At 65.8% G+C, this 22,825-nt stretch carries 21 protein-coding genes, 2 tRNA genes and 1 pseudogene; 10 read left to right on the forward strand and 14 right to left on the reverse strand.

The features are described from left to right. Nucleotides 1–15 precede the first annotated feature (15 nt). Nucleotides 16–585 (forward strand): GNAT family N-acetyltransferase, encoded by a 570-nt coding sequence (locus KDW96_RS09060; RefSeq protein ID WP_255840084.1) that lies wholly within the window; start codon nt 16–18, stop codon nt 583–585. Continuing rightward, nucleotides 530–1,087, forward strand: coding sequence for a GNAT family N-acetyltransferase (locus KDW96_RS09065; protein ID WP_255840085.1), 558 nt, complete (start codon nt 530–532; stop codon nt 1,085–1,087). The genes KDW96_RS09060 and KDW96_RS09065 overlap by 56 nt, the downstream gene beginning before the upstream one ends. Before the next feature lie 62 nt (nt 1,088–1,149). Here the strand turns inward: KDW96_RS09065 and KDW96_RS09070 are convergent, their stop codons facing one another. The 4 genes from KDW96_RS09070 to KDW96_RS09085 form a co-directional block, all read right to left on the reverse strand. Further along, complete coding sequence (locus KDW96_RS09070; RefSeq protein ID WP_255840502.1) at nt 1,150–1,965, reverse strand: substrate-binding periplasmic protein; 816 nt, start codon at nt 1,963–1,965, stop codon at nt 1,150–1,152. 102 nt (nt 1,966–2,067) lie between these two features. Continuing rightward, nucleotides 2,068–2,334 (reverse strand): DksA/TraR family C4-type zinc finger protein, encoded by a 267-nt coding sequence (locus KDW96_RS09075; protein WP_255840086.1) that lies wholly within the window; start codon nt 2,332–2,334, stop codon nt 2,068–2,070. A gap of 94 nt (nt 2,335–2,428) precedes the next feature. Continuing rightward, complete coding sequence (locus KDW96_RS09080) at nt 2,429–3,292, reverse strand: isocitrate lyase/PEP mutase family protein (protein WP_255840503.1); 864 nt, start codon at nt 3,290–3,292, stop codon at nt 2,429–2,431. A gap of 271 nt (nt 3,293–3,563) precedes the next feature. Beyond that, a complete protein-coding gene (locus KDW96_RS09085) occupies nt 3,564–4,511 on the reverse strand; it encodes a substrate-binding domain-containing protein (protein WP_255840087.1) in 948 nt (315 codons plus the stop codon). Nucleotides 4,512–4,746: 235 nt separating this feature from the next. Here KDW96_RS09085 and KDW96_RS09090 point away from each other — a divergent pair, with 235 nt between their 5' ends. From KDW96_RS09090 to KDW96_RS09100, 3 genes are all read left to right on the forward strand, one after another. Beyond that, nucleotides 4,747–5,475, forward strand: a complete 729-nt coding sequence (locus KDW96_RS09090) for a VC0807 family protein (RefSeq protein ID WP_255840088.1) — start codon at nt 4,747–4,749, stop codon at nt 5,473–5,475. A 55-nt stretch (nt 5,476–5,530) separates the two neighbouring features. Further along, nucleotides 5,531–5,968, forward strand: coding sequence for a YqaA family protein (locus KDW96_RS09095; protein WP_255840089.1), 438 nt, complete (start codon nt 5,531–5,533; stop codon nt 5,966–5,968). Between the two features lie 88 nt (nt 5,969–6,056). Beyond that, the gene (locus tag KDW96_RS09100; RefSeq protein WP_255840090.1) at nt 6,057–7,322 is read left to right on the forward strand and encodes an Hsp70 family protein; all 1,266 of its coding nucleotides are present in this window, start codon (nt 6,057–6,059) and stop codon (nt 7,320–7,322) included. Nucleotides 7,323–7,398: 76 nt separating this feature from the next. On the opposite strand, the gene KDW96_RS09105 is transcribed toward KDW96_RS09100, so the two are convergent. Next, entirely contained in the window at nt 7,399–9,690 is a 2,292-nt protein-coding gene (locus tag KDW96_RS09105) for a YgiQ family radical SAM protein (RefSeq protein WP_255840091.1), read from the reverse strand. A gap of 242 nt (nt 9,691–9,932) precedes the next feature. Between KDW96_RS09105 and KDW96_RS09110 the strand changes: the two genes are divergently transcribed. The 3 genes from KDW96_RS09110 to KDW96_RS09120 all read left to right on the forward strand — a co-directional run bounded on the left by KDW96_RS09110 (nt 9,933) and on the right by KDW96_RS09120 (nt 13,260). Further along, complete coding sequence (locus tag KDW96_RS09110; RefSeq protein ID WP_255840504.1) at nt 9,933–11,795, forward strand: diguanylate cyclase; 1,863 nt, start codon at nt 9,933–9,935, stop codon at nt 11,793–11,795. A gap of 216 nt (nt 11,796–12,011) precedes the next feature. Next, nucleotides 12,012–12,377: a VOC family protein gene (locus tag KDW96_RS09115; RefSeq protein WP_255840092.1), complete on the forward strand. Its 366-nt coding sequence runs from the start codon at nt 12,012–12,014 to the stop codon at nt 12,375–12,377. A gap of 181 nt (nt 12,378–12,558) precedes the next feature. Further along, on the forward strand, nt 12,559–13,260 hold the full coding sequence (locus tag KDW96_RS09120) for a helix-turn-helix transcriptional regulator (protein ID WP_255840093.1): 702 nt from the start codon (nt 12,559–12,561) through the stop codon (nt 13,258–13,260). A gap of 17 nt (nt 13,261–13,277) precedes the next feature. Here the strand turns inward: KDW96_RS09120 and dnaB are convergent, their stop codons facing one another. The 7 genes from dnaB to rnr form a co-directional block, all read right to left on the reverse strand. Then, nucleotides 13,278–14,672, reverse strand: a complete 1,395-nt coding sequence (gene dnaB / locus KDW96_RS09125) for a replicative DNA helicase (protein WP_255840094.1) — start codon at nt 14,670–14,672, stop codon at nt 13,278–13,280. A 117-nt stretch (nt 14,673–14,789) separates the two neighbouring features. After that, the gene (rplI, locus tag KDW96_RS09130) at nt 14,790–15,236 is read right to left on the reverse strand and encodes a 50S ribosomal protein L9 (protein WP_213639506.1); all 447 of its coding nucleotides are present in this window, start codon (nt 15,234–15,236) and stop codon (nt 14,790–14,792) included. A gap of 21 nt (nt 15,237–15,257) precedes the next feature. After that, the gene (locus KDW96_RS09135) at nt 15,258–16,151 is read right to left on the reverse strand and encodes a YybS family protein (RefSeq protein WP_255840095.1); all 894 of its coding nucleotides are present in this window, start codon (nt 16,149–16,151) and stop codon (nt 15,258–15,260) included. Nucleotides 16,152–16,187: 36 nt separating this feature from the next. Continuing rightward, nucleotides 16,188–16,418: a 30S ribosomal protein S18 gene (rpsR, locus tag KDW96_RS09140; protein WP_003246847.1), complete on the reverse strand. Its 231-nt coding sequence runs from the start codon at nt 16,416–16,418 to the stop codon at nt 16,188–16,190. 28 nt (nt 16,419–16,446) lie between these two features. After that, nucleotides 16,447–16,872, reverse strand: a complete 426-nt coding sequence (gene rpsF, locus KDW96_RS09145) for a 30S ribosomal protein S6 (RefSeq protein ID WP_208708158.1) — start codon at nt 16,870–16,872, stop codon at nt 16,447–16,449. A 212-nt stretch (nt 16,873–17,084) separates the two neighbouring features. Continuing rightward, nucleotides 17,085–17,840, reverse strand: coding sequence for a 23S rRNA (guanosine(2251)-2'-O)-methyltransferase RlmB (gene rlmB, locus KDW96_RS09150; protein WP_255840096.1), 756 nt, complete (start codon nt 17,838–17,840; stop codon nt 17,085–17,087). Further along, a complete protein-coding gene (gene rnr, locus KDW96_RS09155; protein ID WP_255840097.1) occupies nt 17,837–20,365 on the reverse strand; it encodes a ribonuclease R in 2,529 nt (842 codons plus the stop codon). Before rnr ends, rlmB begins: the two co-directional genes overlap by 4 nt. Before the next feature lie 206 nt (nt 20,366–20,571). On the opposite strand from rnr, the gene KDW96_RS09160 reads away from it, so the two are divergent. Next, a tRNA-Leu gene (locus tag KDW96_RS09160) sits at nt 20,572–20,658 on the forward strand. Nucleotides 20,659–20,739: 81 nt separating this feature from the next. Beyond that, a tRNA-Leu gene (locus KDW96_RS09165) sits at nt 20,740–20,826 on the forward strand. A gap of 93 nt (nt 20,827–20,919) precedes the next feature. Here the strand turns inward: KDW96_RS09165 and KDW96_RS22235 are convergent. Further along, a complete protein-coding gene (locus tag KDW96_RS22235; RefSeq protein WP_370295445.1) occupies nt 20,920–21,804 on the reverse strand; it encodes a methyl-accepting chemotaxis protein in 885 nt (294 codons plus the stop codon). Between the two features lie 21 nt (nt 21,805–21,825). Next, a pseudogene (locus KDW96_RS22240) lies at nt 21,826–22,770 on the reverse strand (methyl-accepting chemotaxis protein); the annotation flags it as partial. Nucleotides 22,771–22,825: the final 55 nt, after the last annotated feature.

A 22,825-nucleotide genomic window follows, 5' to 3' on the forward strand; every position in this document is an offset into this window, starting at 1 on the left:
CAACCGGAGGTGCGCATGGATTATGTGATTGGCGACGCCACGGCCGCAGACCTGCCCGGCATCCTGACCATCTACAACGACGCCGTGGCCAACACCACGGCGATCTGGAACGAGACCCTCGTCGACCTGAGCAACCGCCAGGCCTGGCTGGCCGAGCGCCAGGCCGCCCGTTTCCCGGTGCTGGTCGCGCGCACCGTCGACGGCACCGTGCTCGGCTACGCCAGCTACGGCACCTGGCGCAGCATCGAGGGCTTTCGCCATACAGTGGAGCACTCGGTCTACGTGCGCGACGACCAGCGCGGCCGCGGCCTCGGTCCCATGCTGATGCAGGCACTGATCGAGCGGGCGCGCGGCGCCGGCCTGCACGTGATGGTCGCCGCCATCGAGAGCGGCAACAGCGCCTCCATCCGCCTGCACCAGCGCCTCGGCTTCGTCACCAGCGGGCAGATGCCCCAGGTCGGCCGCAAGTTCGGCCGCTGGCTGGACCTGACCTTTATGCAACTGATTCTGCCCACGGAAGGGGATCCCCATGCATCCAGCTCTCCTGGCGAGCGCGACACTTCAGCCAACCCGGATCGGGCCTGAGCAGTTCGAGACCTATAGACAGGGGCTGGTCGAGTTGCTGATCGACGGTGTTCGCCACGGCGCGTCAATCGGCTTCCTCGCCGACCTTAGCCTGGCGGAAGCCAACGCCTATTTCGACGAGGTACTGACGGGCCTGCAGGACGGCTCGCGCCTGCTGTGGGTCGCCGGCGAGCCGTCACAGCTGCTCGGCAGCGTGCAGCTGTGCCTGTGCCAGAAGCGCAACGGCCTCAATCGGGCGGAAATCCAGAAACTGCTGGTGCTGGCGAGCGCGCGCAGAAGGGGCCTGGCCCGTGCGCTGATGCACGGCGTGGAAGCCCAGGCCCGCGAGCTGCGCCGCGGCCTGCTCTACCTGGACACCGAAGCGGGCAGCCCGGCCGAGTACCTCTATCGGTCACTGGGCTACACCTGCATCGGCGGCTTGCCCGACTATGCCTGCGGCCCGGATGGGCAATACCGGGCGAATGCCATCTACTACAAGACGCTGTCGAGCCCCGCCTTATGACGCCCCGCCAAAGAGCTGAGTAGGCGCGCGCCACGGCGCGGACAGACGGCAGTGCCCCAGTTTTAGGGCAGGGGAGGCTCGGCTGGCGATAGCGGGCTGCCACTCAACAGAGCAGCCGGCAGCGGCAGATCGGGGAACCAACGCCGATAGAGCTCGCCAAACTCCCCGGCACGTTTCATCTCATCCAGTGCCGCCTGCCAGCGCGCGACAATGGCCGGGGCGGTCGCGGGCGAAAAGGCCAGGTAGGATTGGTGTTCGAGAAAGACGAACTGCGGCTCAACCTGCTCCGGCGTCATCCCGGCCATCGCCAGCAGGGCCGGCAGCGCGAGCTCGCTGGCGGCCAGCAGATCGGCGCGGCGCTTGCCGAACATCTGCATCATCTTGTCGGGCGCCGTCACCGTGTAGAGGTCGGTGAAACCCCGGGCGCTAAGATACTCATGGGTATACCAGTTGCGAAGCAAGACCAGGCGCCCAGCGCGCGCCGCCTGCTCGAGGCTATCAATGCGCAGACCCGCGCCCTTGTGGGTGTAGAAGCGATTGCGCGTCTGCACCAGCGGCCCGACCCACTGGAACGCCTTTTCCCGCCCGGCGATACGGGCGATGGAGAACACCCCGCTGTTCGCCGAGGTCATCGCCTTGCCATAGCCACGCGTCCAGGGCCCCAGCTCGATCCGCACCCCGTCCCCCGTGCGCTCGGCCAGCGCGCGCACGACCTCGGTGGAAAAACCACTCAGCTCGCCGCCCTGACTGAAGTTCAGCGGCGGGTTTTCCTCGGTGTACAGGACCAGCTGCGCGGCATGCACCGGCAGGGCGCCCAGCAGGACAGCCCACACCAGCAGGCGCCCGCGCCGCAGAACCGGCCGCAGGAGGCTCAACACTTCAAACAAGACTCGCCCCCTTATCCAGGAAGATTGAATAGATCTGGCCGGCTCAGTGCCGGACGCTGGCCACCGAGGATACGAGAGCGCTCATGCAGAGCATCACCTTAGCTGACTGTCCTTGCTGCCCCGGCGGTTATAGCCGCCATTGGCCTTCAGCGCCTTGTCATGCTCGGACTGGCAGGCCACGCACAGGCGCACACCGGGGATGGCCTGGCGCCTGGCTTCGGGTATCGCCGCGTCGCACTCTTCGCAGTGACGCAGGCTCTCGCCCCGGGGCAGCTGGCTGCGGGCGCGGGCGATGGCGTCCTCGATGCTGCTGTCGATCTGTTCCTGTACCGCCCCGTCACTCGCCCAACCACCGGCCATGCCCATCTCCCAAGCACTCGTTGCAATGGCACTAGATATGCGCGCCCGCGCCCACGATTACAAGAGCGGCTCATCGGCTGGTGCCTGCCGAGGACTACTCCTTCACATTCATGAACTCTTCCGCCCAGACCAGGTACTCCTCGGGCAGGGTGTACTTGTGCGCCAGTTCCGAGGCGCTGAGTTCGGATGCCGCACCGCCGCGCTGCTCGCGCAGGCAGTCGTAGGTGGCCTTGATCGCGGCGAAGTAGGCGGCGTGGCCGTTGACCACGATGCGCACACCCAGCTTGGCCAGGCGCTCGTTGTCGCGCAGCTGGGGGTTGCCATAGGTGACCAGCATCAGCGGGACGCTCAGGGCGGCGGCGATCTGCTCCAGGTGGGCGAAGTTCTCCACGCCGACCAGACAGATGGCATCGGCACCGGCGGCCTGGTAGGCCAGCGTGCGGCGGATCACCTCGTCCACGGCCAGCACGCCGGCATGGGTGCGGGCGATGATCGCCAGCGCCGCATCGACCCGCGCCTCCAGCGCCGCGCGGATCTTGCCGACGCCCTCGTCGACCGGGATCAGGTCGGTGGACTTGCGCCCGAACTGGGCCGGCAGCAGGGTGTCCTCGATGGTCAACGCGGCGATGCCGGCGCGCTCCAGCTCGACCACCGTGCGCATCACGTTGAGCGCATTGCCGTAGCCGTGGTCGGCGTCGGCGATCACCGGCAGGCGACTGACCCGCCCTATGCGGGTGGCCTGCTCGACGAATTCGCTGAGGCTGATCAGGGCGAAGTCCGGCGCGGCGAGCACCTGCAGGGAGGCCACCGAGCCGCCGAGGATGCCCACCTCGAAGCCGAGATCGGCGGCGATCCGCGCCGACATGGGGTCGAAAACCGAGGCGGTGTGGAAGCAGTCGTTGCTGCTCAGCAGCGCGCGAAAGGCGCTGCGCAGCTCATGATGGGAAGCACGTTGCATGGTCGACATGGGGATCATCCAAAACGATGGGAAACGGGTCCGCGCAGTTGTTTTCAGAGGGATCGACAGGTCGCTGGCGTGAGCCTGGCCCGGCAACCCCGGAATGGTTGGGCGCAAGGTTCCGTAGCGGCAGGCCGCACTGCCGCAAGGGGAAAATAGCCGCCCACTCTACGAACAGCATGCCGCAATGCCAATGCGACGAAGGCACTAACCCTGCGCCACGGCCGATGCCGCCCGAACGCCGCGCGCCCGAGCGACTGGCGGCCCGCGTTCAGGGCCGTTCGGGCAAGGCCAGTAGTTTCCTGATCGCCGGGCTGTCGAGATTCTCCCGCGTCACCAGCACCGCGTCCAACTCGATCACCCGACGGCGCGGCTCGATACGCCCCGAGCGCAAGGCCTGTGCGGCCAATTGCACACCCTGGTAGCCCATGGCGTAGGGCTGCTGCACCATCAGCGCCTCGATCTGCCCGGCCTTGAGGGCATCGAGCAGTACGGGGTCGGCATCGAAGCCTACATGCAACAGCTGTCCCGCCTCCTGCATGCGCAGGAGCGCGGCGTAGGCCTGCCGGGTCGATGTGCCATTCGGGGTGAACAGCACATCGAGTTGCGGCAACTGCCCACGCAAGGCCTCGAAGGTGGCCTGGGATGGATCACCCAGGGGGCGATCGAAGCTGATGCGCAAGCCCGCAGCCTCCACCGCCTGGATAAAGCCGCGCTGCCGCGCGCTGGTCGAGGCGATCGCCGGCGTCATGCGTATCAACCCGACCCGCCCGCTTGAGCCCAGACGCTGGGCCACATAACGACCCGCCGCCTGGCCGGCCTGGTAGTTGTTGGTGGCGATCAGTGCCTGCACAGCGTCACCGCCGACATCGCGGTCGATATAGAAGGTCAGCACCCCGCGCGCCTTGAGCGCGCGGGCCCTGGCGTTGATCTCGGCGCCGGCCGGGGCGATGACCAGCGCCCTGCACCCCTGCTCCACGACCTTGTCGATCAGTTTCAGCTGAGTGGCGACGCTACCCTCCTTGCGAGGCCCACGCACGTACAACTCGATGCCGGCGTCCACGCCTGCCTGCCGCGCGCCCGCCTCCACCTGCTTCCAAAAAGTGTGGGCACTGGCCGATACCACGCCGATGCAGTCCTTTGCCGACACCGGACCTGACTGTAAGGCGCACAGCGCACAGAGCAGACAGGCCCATTGCACAGCCTTGGGGGACTGCATATTCGGACTCCCGCGGTCATCGCGACCGCCACTAACCGGATGATGTCACTTTAGTATCAACGGATTAGACCCGCCAGCACAATGTCGACCGCCGGCAGCCAACATCCCGGCAGCCATCGGACGCCGGATGGCGGGCGATTCGTACAACTTTGTCACAGTCCAGCCGACAATCGGGCTGGCGGGCGCGGCTCAGGCAGGCGATCATCGCCATTCTTTCCTGCGCTTCGACCGAGACATGACCCCTACCACGCCGAAACCCGCTGCCACGCACAAACCACGGCCACTGATCGACCTGCTGGTCAGCATCCTGATTCCCTCGCTGATCCTGATGAAACTCAGCGGCGAGTCGCGACTGGGTGCCGACGGCGCCCTGGTATTGGCCCTGGCGTTCCCCCTCGGCTGGGGCGCGCTCGAGCTGATCAAGTACCGCAAGTTCAACTTCATCGCCCTGCTCGGCCTGATCAGCGTGCTGCTCACCGGCGGCATCGGCCTGCTCAAGCTGGACAACCAGTGGCTGGCCATAAAGGAAGCCGCGGTACCCGGGCTGATCGGCATCGCCGTGCTGGTGTCGACCTATACCCGTTACCCGCTGATCCGCACCATGCTGCTCAACAAGGCGGTGCTCGATGTGGACAAGATCCACCAGCGCCTGGAACAGGGCGGGCACACGGCGGCGTTCGAAGCCCGCCTGCTGCGCGCGACCTACTGGCTGAGCGGCACCTTCTTCTTTTCCTCGGTGATGAACTATGTCCTGGCCAAGTGGATCGTCATCAGCCCGGCCGGCAGCGAGGCCTTCAACGCCGAGCTGGGCCGCATGAACCTGCTCAGCTACCCGATGATCGCCATTCCCTCGATGATCATGCTGATGGCCATCTTCTATTACCTGTGGCGCACCATCCACGGCCTCACCGGCCTGAAGCTGGAAGACATCATGGCCCACGCCGGGCAGGAATCGCAGTCCTGATTCCGCCTCGAGGCGCGTCACCCCGGGTGACGCCCCCAGCCGCGCCCCACTCCACATGCTGACCCTCTCGGCCTATTTCGGCCTGTTCTTCGCCGCACTCGGCGCCGCCACCCTGCTGCCGCTGCAGTCCGAGGCGGTGCTGGTCGGCCTGCTGCTCAGCGACGCCTACCCCGTATGGGCACTGCTGGCGGTGGCCAGCGCCGGAAACGTGCTCGGCGCCCTGATCAACTGGCTGCTCGGCCGCTACCTGGAACACTTTCGCCACAAGCGCTGGTTCCCCCTGAGCGAGCGCCAGCTCGACCGCGCCCAGGGCTGGTACACCCACTACGGCTACTGGTCGCTGCTGCTCAGCTGGATGCCCTTTATCGGCGATCCGCTGACCCTGGCCGCGGGCATCATGCGCGAGCCCTGCTGGCGCTTTTTGCTCATCGTCAGCCTGGCCAAGACCGGGCGCTACGCGGTGCTGGCGGCACTGACCCTGGGCTGGAGCTGAACGCCGGCAGCCGTCACGATGATCGGGGCAGCAATCGCCCGGCGTCTCGCATAGAATGCGCGGCCGTTTTTCTGGAACAGCGCGCAGCATGTCTTTCTCCTCCCCAGCCCGCGCCTGCGGCATCGACTTCGGCACCTCCAACTCCACCGTCGGCTGGCAGCGCCCCGACTGCGACGCCCTGATCGCCCTGGAGGACGACAAGATCACCCTGCCCTCGGTGCTCTTCTTCAACTTCGAGGAGCGTCGCCCGGTCTACGGCCGCCTGGCCCTGCACGAATACCTGGAGGGCTACGAGGGCCGCCTGATGCGCTCGCTCAAGAGCCTGCTGGGCTCCAAGCTGCTCAAAAGCGAGACCACGGTGCTGGGCAGCGCGATGCCGTTCAAGGACCTGCTCGGCCTGTTCATCGGCCAGCTCAAGCAGCGTGCCGAGGCGGTGGCCCAGCGGCCCTTCGAGGAAGTGGTGCTGGGCCGTCCGGTGTTCTTCGTCGACGATGACCCGATCGCCGACCAGGAGGCGCAGAACACCCTGGTGGCCGTGGCCCGCAAGCTCGGTTTCAAGGACGTGTCGTTCCAGTACGAACCCATCGCCGCGGCCTTCGACTACGAGAGCGGCATCGCGCGCGAGGAACTGGTGCTGATCGTCGACATCGGCGGCGGCACCTCGGACTTCTCCCTGGTGCGCCTGTCCCCCGAGCGCCGCGCCATCGCCGAGCGGCACGAGGACATCCTCGCCACCGGCGGCGTGCATGTCGGCGGCACCGACTTCGACAAGCAACTCAGCCTGCAGGGCGTGATGCCGCTGTTCGGCTACGGCAGCCGAATGAAGAGCGATGCCCTGATGCCCACCAGCCACCACCTCAACCTGGCCACCTGGCACACCATCAACGCGGTGTACGCGCAGAAGTCGCAGCTGGCGTTGCAGAGCATGCGTTACGACATCGTCGACCCCAGCGGCATCGACCGCCTGTTCAAGCTGATCGAGCAGCGCGCCGGGCACTGGCTGGCGATGCAGGTCGAAGACAGCAAGATCGCCCTCACCGACAGCGACAGCCGGCCCATCGACCTGGGCCGCATCGAGCCGGGACTGGTCGCCGAGCTGAGCCGCGGGCTGTTCGAAGGGGCGATCGAGCCGCTGCTGCAGCGCATCCGCGCCAGCGTCGGGCAATTGCTGGAAACCGCCGGGGTCGGCGCCGAGCAAATCGATACCGTGTTCTTCACCGGTGGCTCCAGCGGCATCCCGGCGCTGCGCCAGGGCGTGGCGGCGCTGCTGCCCAGTGCCCGCCATGTGGAAGGCAACACCTTCGGCAGCATCGGCAGCGGCCTGGCCATCGAGGCGCGCAAGCGCTACGGCTGAGTCGGGCCGACAAACGCTCCGAGCCGTAACGAAAACGCCAGCCCCGGGGCTGGCGTTTTCGTTTTAGCGCAGCGAATCAGCGCGGTGCCACCGGCTTCTTCGCCGGCTTCTTGCCCTTGCCTTTGCCGGCTTCGGCGCGCGCCTTGGCGGCTTCCTGATTCTTGGCGAAGGCCGCGGCCTTGGCCTGCTCGCGCTTGTCCCAGGGCTTGCTGCCGTCGCTCGCACGCGGCGGCAGACCGCTGTGCTGGGTGAGCAGCACCTTGCCGACCTTCTTGCTGCCGGCCGGCGTGGAGTTCTTGCGCCGCGCACTGTGGTACTCGTCGACCTTGGGCTGATAGGCCGGGATCAGCTGGTGCTTGCCGTTGCCGATCAGGTCGCTGCGGCCCATGCGCTCAAGGGCCTCGCGCAGCATCGGCCAGCCCTTGGGGTCGTGGTAGCGCAGGAAGGCCTTGTGCAGGCGACGCTGCGCCTCGCTCTTGACGATGCTCACGCCGTCGCTCTTGTAGGTCACCTTGCGCAAGGGGTTCTTGCCCGAGTGATACATGGCGGTGGCGGTGGCCATCGGCGAGGGGTAGAACGCCTGCACCTGGTCGGCCCTGAAGTCGTTGCGCTTGAGCCACAGCGCGAGGTTCATCATGTCCTCGTCGCTGGTGCCCGGGTGCGCGGCGATGAAGTAGGGGATCAGGTACTGCTCCTTGCCCGCCTCCTTGGAGTACTTCTCGAACATCCGCTTGAACTTGTCATAGCTGCCGATGCCCGGCTTCATCATCTGGTTGAGCGGCCCCTCCTCGGTGTGCTCCGGGGCGATCTTCAGGTAGCCGCCGACGTGGTGGGTGACCAGCTCCTTGACGTACTCGGGCGACTCCACGGCCAGGTCGTAGCGCAGCCCCGAGGCGATCAGGATCTTCTTCACCCCCGGCAGCTCGCGCGCCGAACGGTACAGCTGGATCAACGCCGAGTGGTCGGTGTTGAGGTTCTCGCAGATCCCGGGGAACACGCAGGACGGCTTGCGGCAGTGCTTCTCGATCTCCGGGTCCTTGCAGGCGATGCGGTACATGTTGGCGGTCGGCCCGCCCAGGTCGGAGATCACCCCGGTGAAGCCCGGCACCTTGTCGCGGATCTCCTCGATCTCGCGGATGATCGACTCGTGGGAGCGGTTCTGGATGATCCGCCCCTCGTGCTCGGTGATCGAGCAGAAGGTGCAGCCGCCGAAACAGCCACGCATGATGTTGACCGAGAAGCGGATCATCTCGTAGGCCGGGATCTTCTCCTTGCCATAGGCCGGGTGTGGCACGCGCGCATAGGGCATGCCGAACACGTAGTCCATTTCCTCGGTGGTCATGGGGATGGGTGGCGGGTTGAACCAGACGTCCACCTCGCCGTGCCTCTGCACCAGGGCGCGGGCATTGCCCGGGTTGGTCTCCAGGTGCAACACGCGGTTGGCGTGGGCATAGAGCACCGCATCGCCGCGCACCTTCTCGAAGGACGGCAGGCGGATCACCGTCTTGTCGCGCTCCAGGCGCGGGTGCGGCAACAGCTGCACCACCTTGGCCTCGTTCGGGTCTTCGCCGGGACCCTTGTCCTGCTCGATGGCGCAGGCGGCGGTGTCCTGGGTGTTCACGTAGGGGTTGATGATCTTGTCGATCTTGCCCGGGCGGTCGATGCGCGTGGAATCGATCTCCAGCCAGCCCTCGGGCGTGTCGCGGCGGATGAAGGCGGTGCCGCGGATATCGGTGATGTCCTCGACCTTCTGCCCGTAGGACAGGCGCTGGGCGATCTCCACCACGGCGCGTTCGGCGTTGCCGTACAGCAGGATATCGGCGCAGGCGTCGATCAGGATCGAGTGGCGCACCTTGTCCTGCCAGTAGTCGTAATGGGCGATGCGCCGCAGCGAGGCTTCGATGCCGCCGAGCACGATGGGCACGTGCTTGTAGGCTTCCTTGCAGCGCTGGCTGTACACCAGGCTGGCGCGATCGGGGCGCTTGCCGGCCAGGCCGCCCGGGGTGTAGGCATCGTCCGAGCGGATCTTCTTGTCGGCCGTGTAGCGGTTGATCATCGAGTCCATGTTGCCGGCGGCCACGCCAAAGAACAGGTTGGGCTCGCCGAGCTTCATGAAGTCGGCTTTGCTGGTCCAGTCCGGCTGGGCAATGATGCCGACGCGAAACCCCTGGGCCTCGAGCAGACGGCCGATAATCGCCATGCCGAACGAGGGATGATCCACGTACGCGTCACCGGTGACGATGATGATGTCGCAACTGTCCCAGCCGAGCTGATCCATCTCTTCCCGGCTCATCGGCAGGAAAGGTGCCGGGCCGAAGCACTCCGCCCAGTATTTTGGATAGTCGAATAACGGCTTGGCTGCTTGCATGGAAATGACCGAGGTTTCAGGGGTTAGAACGGCCGCGGAATATAGCACAAAAAATGACCAAATCCGACTTCTGCGCTGGGTTTAATGCCCCCGAGCCGAGATATCAAACAGCCATGTATTCTGTGATCCCGGTTATCGCACGCGGCTATACTCGGGTGCGGAGACAGCACAGCTCCAGCAGCAGTCGGGTTAAAGGAGTTCATGCGGTGCAGCAGTTCGTCACCTCAGTAATCCTGCTGCTGATGCTCGCGGGCGCGGCCGTCGGCGCGCCCGCGGCATTGACGCTGGCCAGCAGCGGCCAGTCGCTCAACGGCCAGATCGAGCTGCTCGAAGATGTCGGCGCTCGCCTGCACATCAGCGACATGGCCACCCCGGCCGTACAGGCCCGTTTCCAGCCCGCCGCCGGCAGGGTCAGCGTCGGCCAGAGCCACAACCCCTGGTGGATCAAGCTGCAACTGCATCGCGCTGCGGATGCGCCAGCCCAGTGGTGGCTGGAGGTCGGTGCGGTGACCCTGCAGGACCTGCAGCTGTTCCTGCCGGACAGCCAGGGCGGCTGGCTGCAGCGCCAAGGTGGCGAGCGGATCAGCTTCGCCGACGGTCGCGACGCCCCCTACCGGCGTGCGCTGTTTCGCCTGCCGGCACTCGACGAGCAGCCTGTGACCCTGTACCTGCGCACCTTCGACCCGGCCGGCAACTCCTTCCCCCTGCGCGCCTGGCAACTGGACGACCTCGAACGCCACTCGAGCCGGGAAAATCTCGGCCTGGGCATGATCTACGGGGTGATCTTCGCCCTGCTGCTGTACAACCTGTTCATCCTCCTGGCGCTGCGCGACCGCGCCTACCTGTGGTATGTGCTGAGCATGGCCGCCTCCCTGGTGTTCATCGCCAGCATGAGCGGCCACGGCTTCCAGTACCTGTGGCCTGACGCGCCGGTGCCGCCCTGGCTCAATCGCATCACCCTGCCGGTACTGGTCTGCATCGGCATCCTGCGTTTCACCCAGGAGCTGCTCTACACCGGCCGCAGCCTGCGCTGGGCCCACCAGCTGCTGAACGGCTGCATCCTCCTGTACCTGCTGGCCCTGATCGGCAACCTGGCCGGCTACCGCGGCGAAGCCGCGCAACTGATCGGCCTGCTGGCCATCCTCAGCGTGCCGACCCTGCTCATCTGCGCGGCCATCCGCTGGAAGCAGGGCTTCACCCCGGCACTGCTCTACCTGCTGGGCTACGGCAGCGTGCTGTTTAGCTTCGTGATCCTGGTGTTACGCGCCGCAGGGGTGGTGCAGCCCAGCGAGCTGACGGCTTACCTGTTCCCCCTGGCCGTCGCCGCGGAGGCCATTCTGTTCTCCTTCGCCCTGGCCTATCGCATCCAGCTGCTCAAGCGGGAAAGAGCCCAGGCCCTGCGCGAGGCCGACCGCGAGAAAGCCGCGCGTCTGGCCCTGGCGCAAGCCAACGCCGACACCTTGCAGCGCGCGGTCGAGCAACGCACAGCCGAGCTGGCCGCGACCAACACCCGCCTGCTGCAGCGCGAGCTGGAGCTGCAGTATGCGGCCTTTCACGACCCACTGACCGAACTGCCCAACCGCCGCTTCCTGGTCGAACGCACCGGCTCGGCCCTGGCCCATGCCGAGCGTCACAACGAGAGCGTGGCCCTGATGCTGATCGACTTGGATCATTTCAAACCGATCAACGACAGGTTCGGCCACGACGCGGGCGATCTGATGCTGCAGGAAATCGCCGCACGCCTGCGCCAACACGTGCGCGGCAGCGACACCGTGGCGCGCCTGGGCGGCGACGAATTCGCCGTGCTGATCGGTGGCGCCGATGCCGAAGCCCACGCCCGGGAGGTGGCTGAGCGGCTGTTGCCCGAACTGGCCCGGCCGGTGCGTTATGGCGCCGAGCGCCTGACCGTGAGCATCAGCATCGGCGTGGCGCTCTACCCGCACCATGCCCTGCAGTTCGCCGGCCTCTACAAGGCCGCCGATGAGGCGCTGTACCGGGTCAAGTCCCGCGGGCGCTCGGGCTGGTCGATCTGTGGCGCGGATGGCGAACTGAGCCCCAGCGCACGCCTGCACCTGGACGTGATCAAGGTCAGCAGCGGACTCTGAATCCCGCCCAGCGCCCCGGAGCGGACGCCGACTCCGGCCCCCCCCACGACCTTCGCAAGAGGATGCGAGGCCGCTCGCCACTCCGCGCCCATGCCACCCCTAAGACTGCTGACAGCAGGCTGTCAGCAGCCCCTGCGTAGAGTGATCTCAGCGGCCCGGCACGCACCCAGCGCGACGGAAGCCAGCTGACGCCACAAACCTACAAGGAGAGGCAACATGAACGCAATTAACTGGTTTGAACTGTTTGTCGATGACTTCCAGCGCGCCCGGAAATTCTACGAGCAGGCGCTGGCAACCCCCCTGCAAGTCATCGACGGCATGGGCGGGCCGATGGCCCTGCTCCCCTGCGACCCGGACCATGGTGTCGGCGGCTGCCTGAGCGCTGAACAGAGCCAGCGCCCGGGCGGCGGGGGTACACGCGTGTACCTGAACACCGAGGGCCAGCTGGATGAGGTGCTGGACCGGGTCCCGGGAGCCGGCGGGCGGATTCTCCAGACGAAGACCGAGATCGGCTGTCACGGCTTCATCGCCCTGATAGAAGACAGCGAGGGCAACCACGTGGGCCTGCACAGCATGTCCTGAGGCGACGCGGCAGTGGGTGGGCGTTTGCCCATCCACTTCGCCGAACCTGCAGGCTCTCGTTGCCGAGGCCGCGACCCGCCCGAGTGTCACCGGCAAACCCGCTACAGCACTGTATCGGCCATCCCAAGGCGCATAGACTGCTAGAGCCGACCGGACTTAGCGACGGCCACAGGGAGTGAAGATGAGACGCGCCGACCGCCTGTTCCAGATTGTGCAGTTTTTGCGCAGCCGCCGACTGACCACTGCCCAGTGGCTGGCCGAGCGGCTTCAGGTGTCGGTGCGCACCATCTATCGCGACATCCAGGACCTCTCGCTGTCCGGCGTCCCGCTGGAAGGCGAAGCCGGGGTCGGCTATGTGCTGCGCCAACCGATGGACCTGCCACCGCTGATGTTCGAGCGCGAAGAGCTCGAGGCCCTGCTGATCGGCGCGCGCATGGTCAACGCCTGGGCCGACCCGCAGTTGCAGCGGGCCGCCGAATCGGCGCTGGCGAAGATCCACGGCGTGCTGCCTGCGTCCCTGCGCGACGAGTTCAACCGCAATCAGCTGTTCGCCCCGGAGACCCGCCCCTATCCGCTTCACTGGCTGGGCCAGTTGCGTCAGGCGATCCGTGAGCAGCGTGCCCTCCAACTCAGCTACTGCAGCGAAAGCCGGCAAACCACCGAGCGGCGCGTGCACCCCCTCGGCCTGTTCTTCTGGGGCCAGGCCTGGACGCTGTGCTGCTGGTGTGAACTGCGCAACGACTTCCGCAACTTTCGGGTCGACCGGGTGCAAGCCCTGCTGGACACCGGCGAGTGCTTCGCGCCGGTCGCGGGCCAACGCCTGGAGGACTTCCTCGCCCGCCATGCCCGCGCCGACCTCAGCGCCCCGACCTACAGAAGCTGACTCCGGCGCATGTGCGGTTATTCGTCGTCGAACTGGTAGCTGCCCGGCGCCAGGTTCTCGAAGCGCGAGTATTTGCCGAGGAAGGCCAGGCGCGCGGTGCCCAGAGGACCGTTCCGCTGCTTGCCGATGATGATCTCGGCCACGCCCTTGTACTCGGTCTCCGGGTGATAGACCTCGTCGCGGTAGACGAACATGATGATGTCGGCGTCCTGCTCGATCGCCCCGGACTCGCGCAAGTCTGAGTTGATCGGGCGCTTGTTCGGCCGCTGTTCAAGGCCGCGGTTGAGCTGCGACAGGGCGATCACCGGGCAGTTGAACTCCTTGGCCAGGGCCTTGAGCGAGCGGGAGATCTCGGAAATCTCGTTGACCCGGCTGTCGCCGCTGGAGCCGGGGATCTGCATCAGCTGCAGGTAGTCGACCATGATCAGGCCGATCTCGCCATGCTCGCGAGCCAGGCGCCGGGTGCGCGCGCGCATCTCCGACGGGCTGATGCCGGCGGTATCGTCGATGAACAGCTTGCGGTCGTTGAGCAGATTGACCGCCGAGGTCAGGCGCGGCCAATCGTCGTCGTCCAGGCGACCGGCCCGCACCTTGGTCTGGTCGATCCGCCCCAGGGAGGCGAGCATACGAATGACGATGGACTCGGACGGCATCTCCAGCGAGTAGACGAGGATCGCCTTGTCGCTGCGCATCAGGGCGTTCTCCACCAGGTTCATGGCGAAGGTGGTCTTACCCATGGACGGACGGCCGGCGACGATGACCATGTCGGCCGGCTGCAGGCCGCTGGTCAGGTCGTCCAGGTCGGTGAAGCCGGTGGACAGGCCGGTGATCGCATCCCCGGCATTGAACAGGGTGTCGATACGGTCGATGGCCTTGACCAGAATATCGTTGATCCCCACCGGCCCGCCGGTCTTCGGCCGCGCCTCGGCGATCTGGAAGATCAACCGCTCGGCCTCGTCGAGGATCTCCCCGCCGGTGCGCCCCTGGGGGGCATAGGCACTGTCGGCGATCTCGCTGCTGATGCCGATCAATTGGCGCAAGGTGGCGCGCTCGCGAATGATCTGCGCATAGGCCTTGATGTTGGCCACCGAGGGGGTGTTCTTGGCCAGCTCGCCGAGGTAGGCCAGGCCACCGACCTGGGACAGCTGGCCTTCCTTGTCCAACTGCTCGGACAGGGTCACCACGTCGAAGGGGTGGTTGCGCTCGGCCAGCTTGTAGATGGCACGGAAGATCAGCCGGTGGTCATGGCGGTAGAAGTCGCCATCGGACACCTGATCGAGCACCCGCTCCCAGGCGTTGTTGTCCAGCATCAGGCCACCCAGCACGGCCTGCTCGGCCTCGATCGAGTGCGGCGGCACCTTCAGCGCGGAGGTTTGCAGGTCGTATTGCTCGGGAATACTGATGTCGTTCATAGGGCTCTGGAAAGAAATTCTGGGGCGTAAAAACAAAGGGCACGGCAGCGCTTACGCAATGCCGTGCCCGATGTTAGCGAGCCTGCACCTGAGTGCAAGTCCGCTTGGTCGCATGCCTTAGGCGGCGACTACGACAACCTTGACGGTTGCTTCGACGTCGGTGTGCAGGTGCACAGCCACGTCGTATTCGCCAACCTGGCGAATGGTGCCGTTCGGCAGACGCACTTCGGCCTTGGCCACTTCCACGCCGGAGGCGGTCAGGGCGTCAGCGATGTCGTGGGTGCCGATGGAACCGAACAGCTTGCCCTCATCGCCCGCGGTAGCGGTGATGGTGACTTCCAGCTCGGCCAGCTGAGCGGCGCGAGTTTCGGCCGAAGCCTTCTTCTCGGCAGCCAGCTTTTCCAGCTCGGCGCGACGCGCTTCGAACGCAGCAACGTTCGCGGCGGTAGCGGCGGTGGCCTTGCCTTGCGGCAGCAGGAAGTTACGGCCGTAACCGGCCTTAACGTTCACTTTGTCGCCCAGGTTGCCCAGATTGGCGATTTTTTCCAGCAGGATGACTTCCATTTGGGTCTTACCTCTTAACTTTTAACCTTCACCGTCCGTGGGCCCCGCGCCGTGCTTGCGCGCAAAGCGACCACGAAAATCAAACAGACTGTCGACGATGGCCAAGACCACCAGTAACGGATAGGTCAGCTGCATGAACAACAGCAGCGTGATGTACAGCCCGACCAGCCAGAACTTCGCCAGTCGCCCTTGCGCCACCAGCCCGTGCAACAGGCCGATACCGGCAAACGCCAGCGGCACGCTGCACAGCGGTGTCAGCATCGCCAGTTGCGGCCCCAGATTGGGGCTCAACAGCATGCCGACCAGCAGCAACATCGCCTGCGCCGGCGGCAGTCGCAGGGCGCGGAACTCGCGCCCGAAACCACCGGGGTTGTACAACAGCGCCTGCCAATAACGCCCGAGCATCAGGCTCAGCAGGCTGACGATCTGCAACAGGGCCGCCAGTAATCCGGTCAGTACCGGTGCAATCAGGCTCTCCAGGTGCGCTCGCTCACCCACCGACATCTGTTGGTGGACCCCATCGAGCATCTGCGGCAGGAGCTTCTGCAGCTCCCCCGCCATTGCCTCGATGGGTTCGCGGAACACCGCACCCAAGACCAGCCCATACACCAGGCCCAATGCCACGCTGCACAGCAGCACACGATTCCAGGACTGGCTGGCGCGCAACAACAACGCCAGCCCCAGCGCACCGAGCAACACCAACAAGGTGCGCGGCTCACCGAAATACCACCAGCCAATCGCCGGCAGCAGGGCCCAGGCGAGGATGCCCAGGGCATCACTCGTACCGCGCCGCAGAAGCACCAGGCTTCCCGCGGCGGCACTCAACCAGAACAACAGCGGCAACGCCGCAGAACCCACCACCACGAGGGTGGCCTGCACGCGGCCGCGCATGATGAATTCAGCCAAGGCGCGCATGCGATCTATCCCTTACTACTTGTCGAGCATCCGGTCTCAGCGGCCGTGGCTGTCGGTGTAGGGCAGCAGGGCCAGGAAGCGGGCGCGCTTGATAGCGGTGGCCAGCTGACGCTGATAACGAGCCTTGGTACCGGTGATACGGCTAGGAACGATCTTGCCGGTTTCCGAGATGTAGGCTTTCAGGGTGTTGAGATCTTTGAAATCGATCTCTTTCACGTCTTCAGCGGTGAAACGGCAGAATTTACGACGACGGAAGAAACGTGCCATGTGATTGGCTCCTCAATAGATCCGTGGATTACTCGTCAGCGTTGTCGCTGTCGTTGCTGTCGCTGTCATCGCTGCTGTCGTTCGACTCAGCGTTTTCAGGACGGTCACGACGCTCGCGGCGCTCACTGCGGTTTTCTTCGGCCTTGAGCATCTCGGACTGACCGGTAACGGCTTCGTCGCGACGGATGACCAGGTTACGGATCACGGCATCGTTGTAACGGAAGTTGTCTTCCAGCTCGGCCAGGGCCTTGCCGGTGCACTCGACGTTGAGCATCACGTAGTGAGCTTTGTGGACGTTGTTGATGGCGTATGCCAGCTGACGACGGCCCCAATCTTCCAGGCGGTGGATCTTGCCGCCGTCTTCTTCGATCAGCTTGGTGTAACGCTCGACCATGCCGCCGACTTGCTCGCTCTGGTCCGGGTGAACCAGAAAGATGATTTCGTAATGACGCATAAATGCTCCTTACGGGTTGTAGCCTGCCACTGGACGCGGTCAGGCAAGGAGTGAATGACACTGTGGGTCTTGCCGAAGGAAGGGCACGAAGGCGCCTGCCGTCGCGGCAAGGGGCGCCATTCTAGAGAAGCCCCCTGCCACAAGCAAGGCGAACTGGTGATTATTTGAACAACAGCCGAAGCGCCACCCGATTCCTGCCGGGCGGCGCGACCTCAGGCCTTCGGCACCTTGGCCTTGCGCTGGCGCAGGGCCTCGAACAGGCAGACGCCGGTGGCGACCGAAACGTTCAGGCTGCTGACGCTGCCAGCCATGGGCAGGCGCACCAGGTAGTCGCAGTGCTCGCGAGTCAGGCGGCGCATGCCCTTGCCCTCGGCCCCCATGATCAGCACTGTGGGGCCGGTCAGGTCCTGCTGGTACAGCTCCTGCTCGGCCTCACCGGCGGTGCCGACCACCCACAGACCACGCTGCTGGAGCTTTTCCAGGCTGCGCGCCAGGTTGGTCACCGCCACCAGCGGCACCACCTCGGCGGCACCACAGGCGACCTTGCGCACCGTGGCATTGAGCGTCGCCGACTTGTCCTTCGGCACTATCACCGCCAGTGCACCTGCCGCATCGGCGGTGCGCAGGCAGGCGCCCAGGTTGTGCGGATCGGTCACGCCATCGAGGACCAGCAGCAGCGGCGGCCCTTCGGCACGATCGAGCAGCTCCTCGAGCATGGCCTCACCCCACACCTGGCTCGGACTGACGTCCGCCACCACCCCCTGGTGCACGCCCTCGACCCAGGCGTCCATCTCGCGCCGCTCGCACTGGCCGACACTGACCCGCGCCTGGGACGCCAGCTCGATCAGGGTCTGCACCCGCGGATCGCTGCGCCCCTCGGCCAGCCACACCTGCTTCACCCGCTTGGGGTGGTGGCGCAGCAGCGCCTCCACGGCATGCACGCCGTAGATCTTTTCCAACTGACTCATGACTTCGCCTTACGCTTGCGCGGCCCACCGCCAGTGCCGCCGGCCTCGGACTTCGGCGCCCCCTTGCGGTGCTTGCTGAGCTTGGCGCCCGAGCTCGCCTCGGCCTTGCCGCCGCGCCCCTTGCCAGACTTGGCCTTGGACTCGGCGAGCAACGCCTTCTTCACTTCCCGGCTTTTCTGCACATCGGTGCTGCCCGCACTCGCGCGCCCGGCCCGACCAGCGCCCTCATCGGCGCCCCGCCGCTTGCGCCCGACTGCGGCTTCCGCGACGCCCTGGGCCAGCTCGAAATCGATCTTGCGCTCGTCCAGATCGACGCGCATGACCTTGACCGCGACCGTGTCGCCGAGGCGGAAGCTGCGGCCGCTGCGCTCACCGGCCAGACGATGGTGCACCGGATCGAAGTGGTAGTAGTCGCCCGGCAACGCGGTGACGTGCACCAGGCCCTCGACATAGATATCGCTCAGCTCGACGAACAGGCCGAAACCGGTCACCGCAGTGATCACCCCGGGGAAGGTCTCGCCGACCCGGTCCTTCATGAACTCGCACTTGAGCCAGTTCACCACGTCGCGGGTCGCCTCGTCGGCGCGCCGCTCGGACATCGAGCACTGCTCGCCGAGCTGTTCGAGGGTCGGCTCGTCGTACGGGTAGATACGCGCCTTGGGCATGCTCACCGCGCCCGCGCGCTTGACGTGCGGAGTGCCCTGCTTGGAGCGGATCACGCTGCGAATCGCCCGATGGATCAACAGGTCCGGATAGCGGCGAATCGGCGAGGTGAAGTGGGCATAGGCGTCGTAATTGAGGCCGAAGTGGCCGTGGTTGTCGGCGCTGTAGACCGCCTGACTCAACGAGCGCAGCATCACGGTCTGGATCAGGTGGTAGTCCGGGCGCTCGCGAATACTCTCGAGCAGCGCCTGGTAGTCCTTGGGCGACGGCCCCTCCTTGGCCTTGCCGCGGTGCAGCGACAGGCCCAGCTCGGTGAGGAACGCCTTGAGCTTTTCCAGGCGCTCGGGCGGCGGGCCGTCGTGCACCCGGTACAGCGCCGGTATCTCGTGCTTCTGCATGAACGCCGCGGTGGCGACGTTGGCCGCCAGCATGCACTCCTCGATCAGCTTGTGCGCATCGTTGCGCTGGGTCGGGCGGATTTCGGCGATCTTGCGCCCAGAGCCGAAGATGATCCGGGTTTCCTGGGTCTCGAAATCGATGGCGCCGCGCTCATGGCGAGCGGCCAACAGCACCTGATACAGCGAATAGAGCTGCTTGAGGTGCGGCAACACCTCCTTGTACTCACCGCGCAGGGCCTTGCCCTCGCTGCTCTTGGGCTGCTCGAGCATGGCGCTGACCTTGTTGTAGGTCAGCCGTGCGTGGGAGTGGATCACCGCCTCGTAGAAGCAGTAGTCGGTCATCTTGCCGGTCTTGGAAATGCTGATCTCACAGACCATGGCCAGGCGGTCGACCTGCGGATTGAGCGAGCACAGACCGTTGGACAGCTCCTCAGGCAGCATCGGGATCACCCGCTCGGGGAAGTACACCGAGTTGCCGCGCACCTGAGCCTCGGCATCCAGCGCCGAATCCACCTTCACATAATGAGAAACGTCGGCGATGGCGACATAGAGCTTCCAGCCGCCGGAGAACAGCCGCCAGTTGCTGCCACTCTTCTCGCAGTAGACCGCGTCGTCGAAGTCGCGGGCGTCCTCGCCATCGATGGTGACGAACGGCAGGTGGCGCATATCGATGCGCTTCTCCTTGTCCTTCTCCTCGACTTCTGGCTTGAGCTTGCGCGCCTCCTTGATCACGGCCTCCGGCCACACATGGGGAATGTCATAGCTGCGCAGGGCAACATCGATCTCCATGCCCGGAGCCATGTAGTTGCCTACCACCTCGAGCACATCACCCTGGGGCTGGAAGCGCGGGGTCGGCCAGTGGGTGATCTTCACCTCGACGAACTGGCCCTGCTTGGCCCCGGCATTGCGCCCCGGCGTGACCAGCACTTCCTGCTGGATCTTCGGGTTGTCGGCGACCACGAAGCCGATACCGCTCTCTTCGTAGTAGCGACCGACGATGGTTTCGTGGGCGCGGGCGATCACCTCGACGATGGCGCCCTCGCGACGGCCCCGGCGATCAAGGCCGGACACCCGCGCCAGGGCGCGGTCGCCATCGAACACCAGGCGCATCTGCGCCGGGCTGAGGAACAGGTCATCGCTGCCGTCGTCGGGCACCAGGAAGCCGAAGCCGTCACGGTGACCGCTGACCCGACCGAGAATCAGGTCGAGCTTGTCCACCGGCGCGTAGGTGCCGCGGCGGGTGTAGATCAGTTGACCGTCACGCTCCATCGCGCGCAGGCGGCGGCGCAGGGCTTCGATCTGTTCGTCGGTATCGAGGCCGAACTCGTCGAGCAGCTGCTCGCGGTTTGCCGGCTCGCCGCGCTCGGCGAGGTGCTGAAGGATCAGCTCGCGGCTGGGAATGGGGTTATCGTATTTTTCCGCCTCACGAGCGGCCTCGGGATCGAGGGATTGCCAATCGGCCATTAGAGGGAGTTCACCTTTTCTATATAACGTCGGTTTGCCATATGTCTATTGAAGCGCGAAACCGGGGTTCGGGTCAGCCCGGCACGCAGAATAAAATTTCTTCTCGCCTAGGGGTTTACAAGGCACAGGAGCGACCGTATAGTTCGCGCCCACAGCGTCGAGCAGACGTTGTAACACGAAGTAGATGAGCAATCATCGATTTCAGTGCCCAGGTGGCGGAATTGGTAGACGCGCTGGTTTCAGGTATCAGTGATCGCAAGATCGTGGAAGTTCGAGTCTTCTCCTGGGCACCATTTTCAAACCGAACCTCAAGGTCCGGCGAGTAACAAACGGTCGCAGTGATCCGTGTCGGTAACGACGAACATTGTAGCAGTGCCCAGGTGGCGGAATTGGTAGACGCGCTGGTTTCAGGTATCAGTGATCGCAAGATCGTGGAAGTTCGAGTCTTCTCCTGGGCACCAAAATTTCAAAAAACCGAGCCAATGGCTCGGTTTTTTTATGCCTGTATCTAGCCCGCCCTTGGCACGGCGCCACCGAAGTGACGCCGTCGCACCTTATACGCGGAACTGCCCGAGGCTGGCCTTCAACTGCTCGGCCAGACCATCGAGCACTCGCCCGCTCTGGGCGGTCGCCGCAACAGCCTCGGCTGCGCGCTGCGCCTCGGCGTGAATCACCTCGACCCGCCCGCGCACCGCATTGGCCCCCTCGGCCTGATGGGCCGCCGCCAGGGTCGCGGCGTTGATGGCGCCGTGCACCTCTTCCACCGCAGCCTGCACCGCCTGCTGCACCCGGGCGCTTTCGCGCAGCGCCAGCAACCCCTTGTCGGCCTGCTGACCGGCCTGACCAATCACCCCAACCGCCTCCCGCGCACCCTCCTGCAACGCGCCGATATGGGCCTGAATATCGCCGGTCGATTGCTGGGTCTTGCTTGCCAGGGCGCGCACCTCATCGGCCACCACGGCGAAGCCGCGACCGCTCTCGCCGGCGCGCGCAGCTTCGATCGCCGCATTCAGCGCCAGCAGGTTGGTCTGCTCGGCGATACCATGAATGACCGTCAACACCACCTCGATCTGCTCGCTCTGCCGCGCCAGGCGCTCGATCACGGCCGCGCCGTCGCTGACCCGACCGACCAGTTCGTCGATGGCGCCGCCGACCCGCACGGCGATCGCCGCATTGTCGTCGGCCGCCTGGCGAATCGCCGCGACACGCTGCAGCGCCTCCTGCATGGCCTGACTCTCCGCTTGCGCCTCGTCCGCCATCTGCGCCAGAGCCTGCAGGCTGCCGGCCACCTCGTCACGCTGGCGCCCAGCCGCCGCCTCCGCCGCCGCGCTGCGCGCCGCCAAACCACTGATCTCCTTGCCCGTGCGCACCGCCACCTCGCCCGCCTCGCGCACAATCGGCTGCAACTTGGCGACGAAGCGATTGACCACCGCGGCCATTTCGCCGATCTCGTCGCGACTGTCCAGCTCGACTCGCCGAGTCAGGTCCCCTTCGCCCGCCGCCCAATCGTTCAGCACGCCGATCAGGGTATGCAGCTTGCTGACCACCCTGCGCCCCAGAACCAGCGCCAACACCAGGAGAATGCCCAGACCGACAAGGACCAACCCCAGGCTGATATTCCAGCGCAGCTCGGCGGCGGCTGACTCGATCGCCTGGCGACTGTTCTGACTCATGCTCTCCGCTGCCTGCTGCGCACTACCCAGGCGCGCCGCCAGCGCCGAACCGCTGTCGGCTGCGGCCTGACTCAGGCCTGCGGACACCAGCTGGCCACTGCTGCCAATGAGCGCCGCGAAGCGCTGATCCAGGGCCGTCAGCTCCTGCTCGACCTCGACGGTCGAGACGCCGAGCAACACCTTGCCGATCGCCTCGCCCATGGGGCTGATGGCCGCCTCGGTGACATACACACCGGGGTCACTGGCCGCGGCATTCAGCAGCTTCTCCTGAGCGCCGCGCCCCTGGCCCTTGGCGATCAACGCCTTGACCCGCGGATCCTGGCGGTTCACATGGCGCGTCAGGCGCTCACCCCGGGCATCGACATACACCGCGAACAACACTCCGGGATTGCGATGAGCCATGCGGGCCAGCTCGGTCAGCGCCGGCACGTCGTTGTCCCAGATAGCCTTCGGCGACACCGCAGCCAACAGCTGCGCCTGGTCATCGGCCGACTGCCGAAGGTTCCTTCCCAGCGCCTCGCGCACCTGTGCCTGCTCGGCGCTCAAGCGCTGCTTCAGGCCATCGGTGAGATTGCCCTGCAAGCGCACGGACACACCCTCCAGACCACCTCGAACCTCCTGCCCGGCCGCCTCGAGGTCGGCCGACAGGCGCTGGGTATCAGCCCCCAACCGCCGGCCAAGATCGTCCACCAGCGCCGTCACCGTGGTCCGGGTAAGCACCACCGCGACCATCACCTGCACCAGCAAGGCGACCCCCAGGGCCAAAAATACCGGGCGCAGCAGACGA

Origin of the sequence: Pseudomonas benzenivorans (assembly GCF_024397895.1) — a bacterium.
Classification (GTDB): Bacteria; Pseudomonadota; Gammaproteobacteria; order Pseudomonadales; family Pseudomonadaceae; genus Aquipseudomonas; species Aquipseudomonas benzenivorans_A.

Bases quoted from the DNA above. Each gene is read 5' to 3' on its own strand.
- KDW96_RS09060 (WP_255840084.1), top strand. From the start codon at position 16: ATGGATTATGTGATTGGCGACGCCACGGCCGCAGACCTGCCCGGCATC.
- KDW96_RS09065 (WP_255840085.1), top strand. From the start codon at position 530: ATGCATCCAGCTCTCCTGGCGAGCGCGACACTTCAGCCAACCCGGATC.
- KDW96_RS09075 (WP_255840086.1), bottom strand. From the start codon at position 2,334: ATGGCCGGTGGTTGGGCGAGTGACGGGGCGGTACAGGAACAGATCGAC.
- KDW96_RS09080 (WP_255840503.1), bottom strand. From the start codon at position 3,292: ATGCAACGTGCTTCCCATCATGAGCTGCGCAGCGCCTTTCGCGCGCTG.
- KDW96_RS09085 (WP_255840087.1), bottom strand. From the start codon at position 4,511: ATGCAGTCCCCCAAGGCTGTGCAATGGGCCTGTCTGCTCTGTGCGCTG.
- KDW96_RS09090 (WP_255840088.1), top strand. From the start codon at position 4,747: ATGACCCCTACCACGCCGAAACCCGCTGCCACGCACAAACCACGGCCA.
- KDW96_RS09095 (WP_255840089.1), top strand. From the start codon at position 5,531: ATGCTGACCCTCTCGGCCTATTTCGGCCTGTTCTTCGCCGCACTCGGC.
- KDW96_RS09100 (WP_255840090.1), top strand. From the start codon at position 6,057: ATGTCTTTCTCCTCCCCAGCCCGCGCCTGCGGCATCGACTTCGGCACC.
- KDW96_RS09105 (WP_255840091.1), bottom strand. From the start codon at position 9,690: ATGCAAGCAGCCAAGCCGTTATTCGACTATCCAAAATACTGGGCGGAG.
- KDW96_RS09110 (WP_255840504.1), top strand. From the start codon at position 9,933: ATGCTCGCGGGCGCGGCCGTCGGCGCGCCCGCGGCATTGACGCTGGCC.
- KDW96_RS09115 (WP_255840092.1), top strand. From the start codon at position 12,012: ATGAACGCAATTAACTGGTTTGAACTGTTTGTCGATGACTTCCAGCGC.
- KDW96_RS09120 (WP_255840093.1), top strand. From the start codon at position 12,559: ATGAGACGCGCCGACCGCCTGTTCCAGATTGTGCAGTTTTTGCGCAGC.
- dnaB (WP_255840094.1), bottom strand. From the start codon at position 14,672: ATGAACGACATCAGTATTCCCGAGCAATACGACCTGCAAACCTCCGCG.
- rplI (WP_213639506.1), bottom strand. From the start codon at position 15,236: ATGGAAGTCATCCTGCTGGAAAAAATCGCCAATCTGGGCAACCTGGGC.
- KDW96_RS09135 (WP_255840095.1), bottom strand. From the start codon at position 16,151: ATGCGCGCCTTGGCTGAATTCATCATGCGCGGCCGCGTGCAGGCCACC.
- rpsR (WP_003246847.1), bottom strand. From the start codon at position 16,418: ATGGCACGTTTCTTCCGTCGTCGTAAATTCTGCCGTTTCACCGCTGAA.
- rpsF (WP_208708158.1), bottom strand. From the start codon at position 16,872: ATGCGTCATTACGAAATCATCTTTCTGGTTCACCCGGACCAGAGCGAG.
- rlmB (WP_255840096.1), bottom strand. From the start codon at position 17,840: ATGAGTCAGTTGGAAAAGATCTACGGCGTGCATGCCGTGGAGGCGCTG.
- rnr (WP_255840097.1), bottom strand. From the start codon at position 20,365: ATGGCCGATTGGCAATCCCTCGATCCCGAGGCCGCTCGTGAGGCGGAA.
- KDW96_RS22235 (WP_370295445.1), bottom strand. From the start codon at position 21,804: ATGGCCGCGGTGGTCAATCGCTTCGTCGCCAAGTTGCAGCCGATTGTG.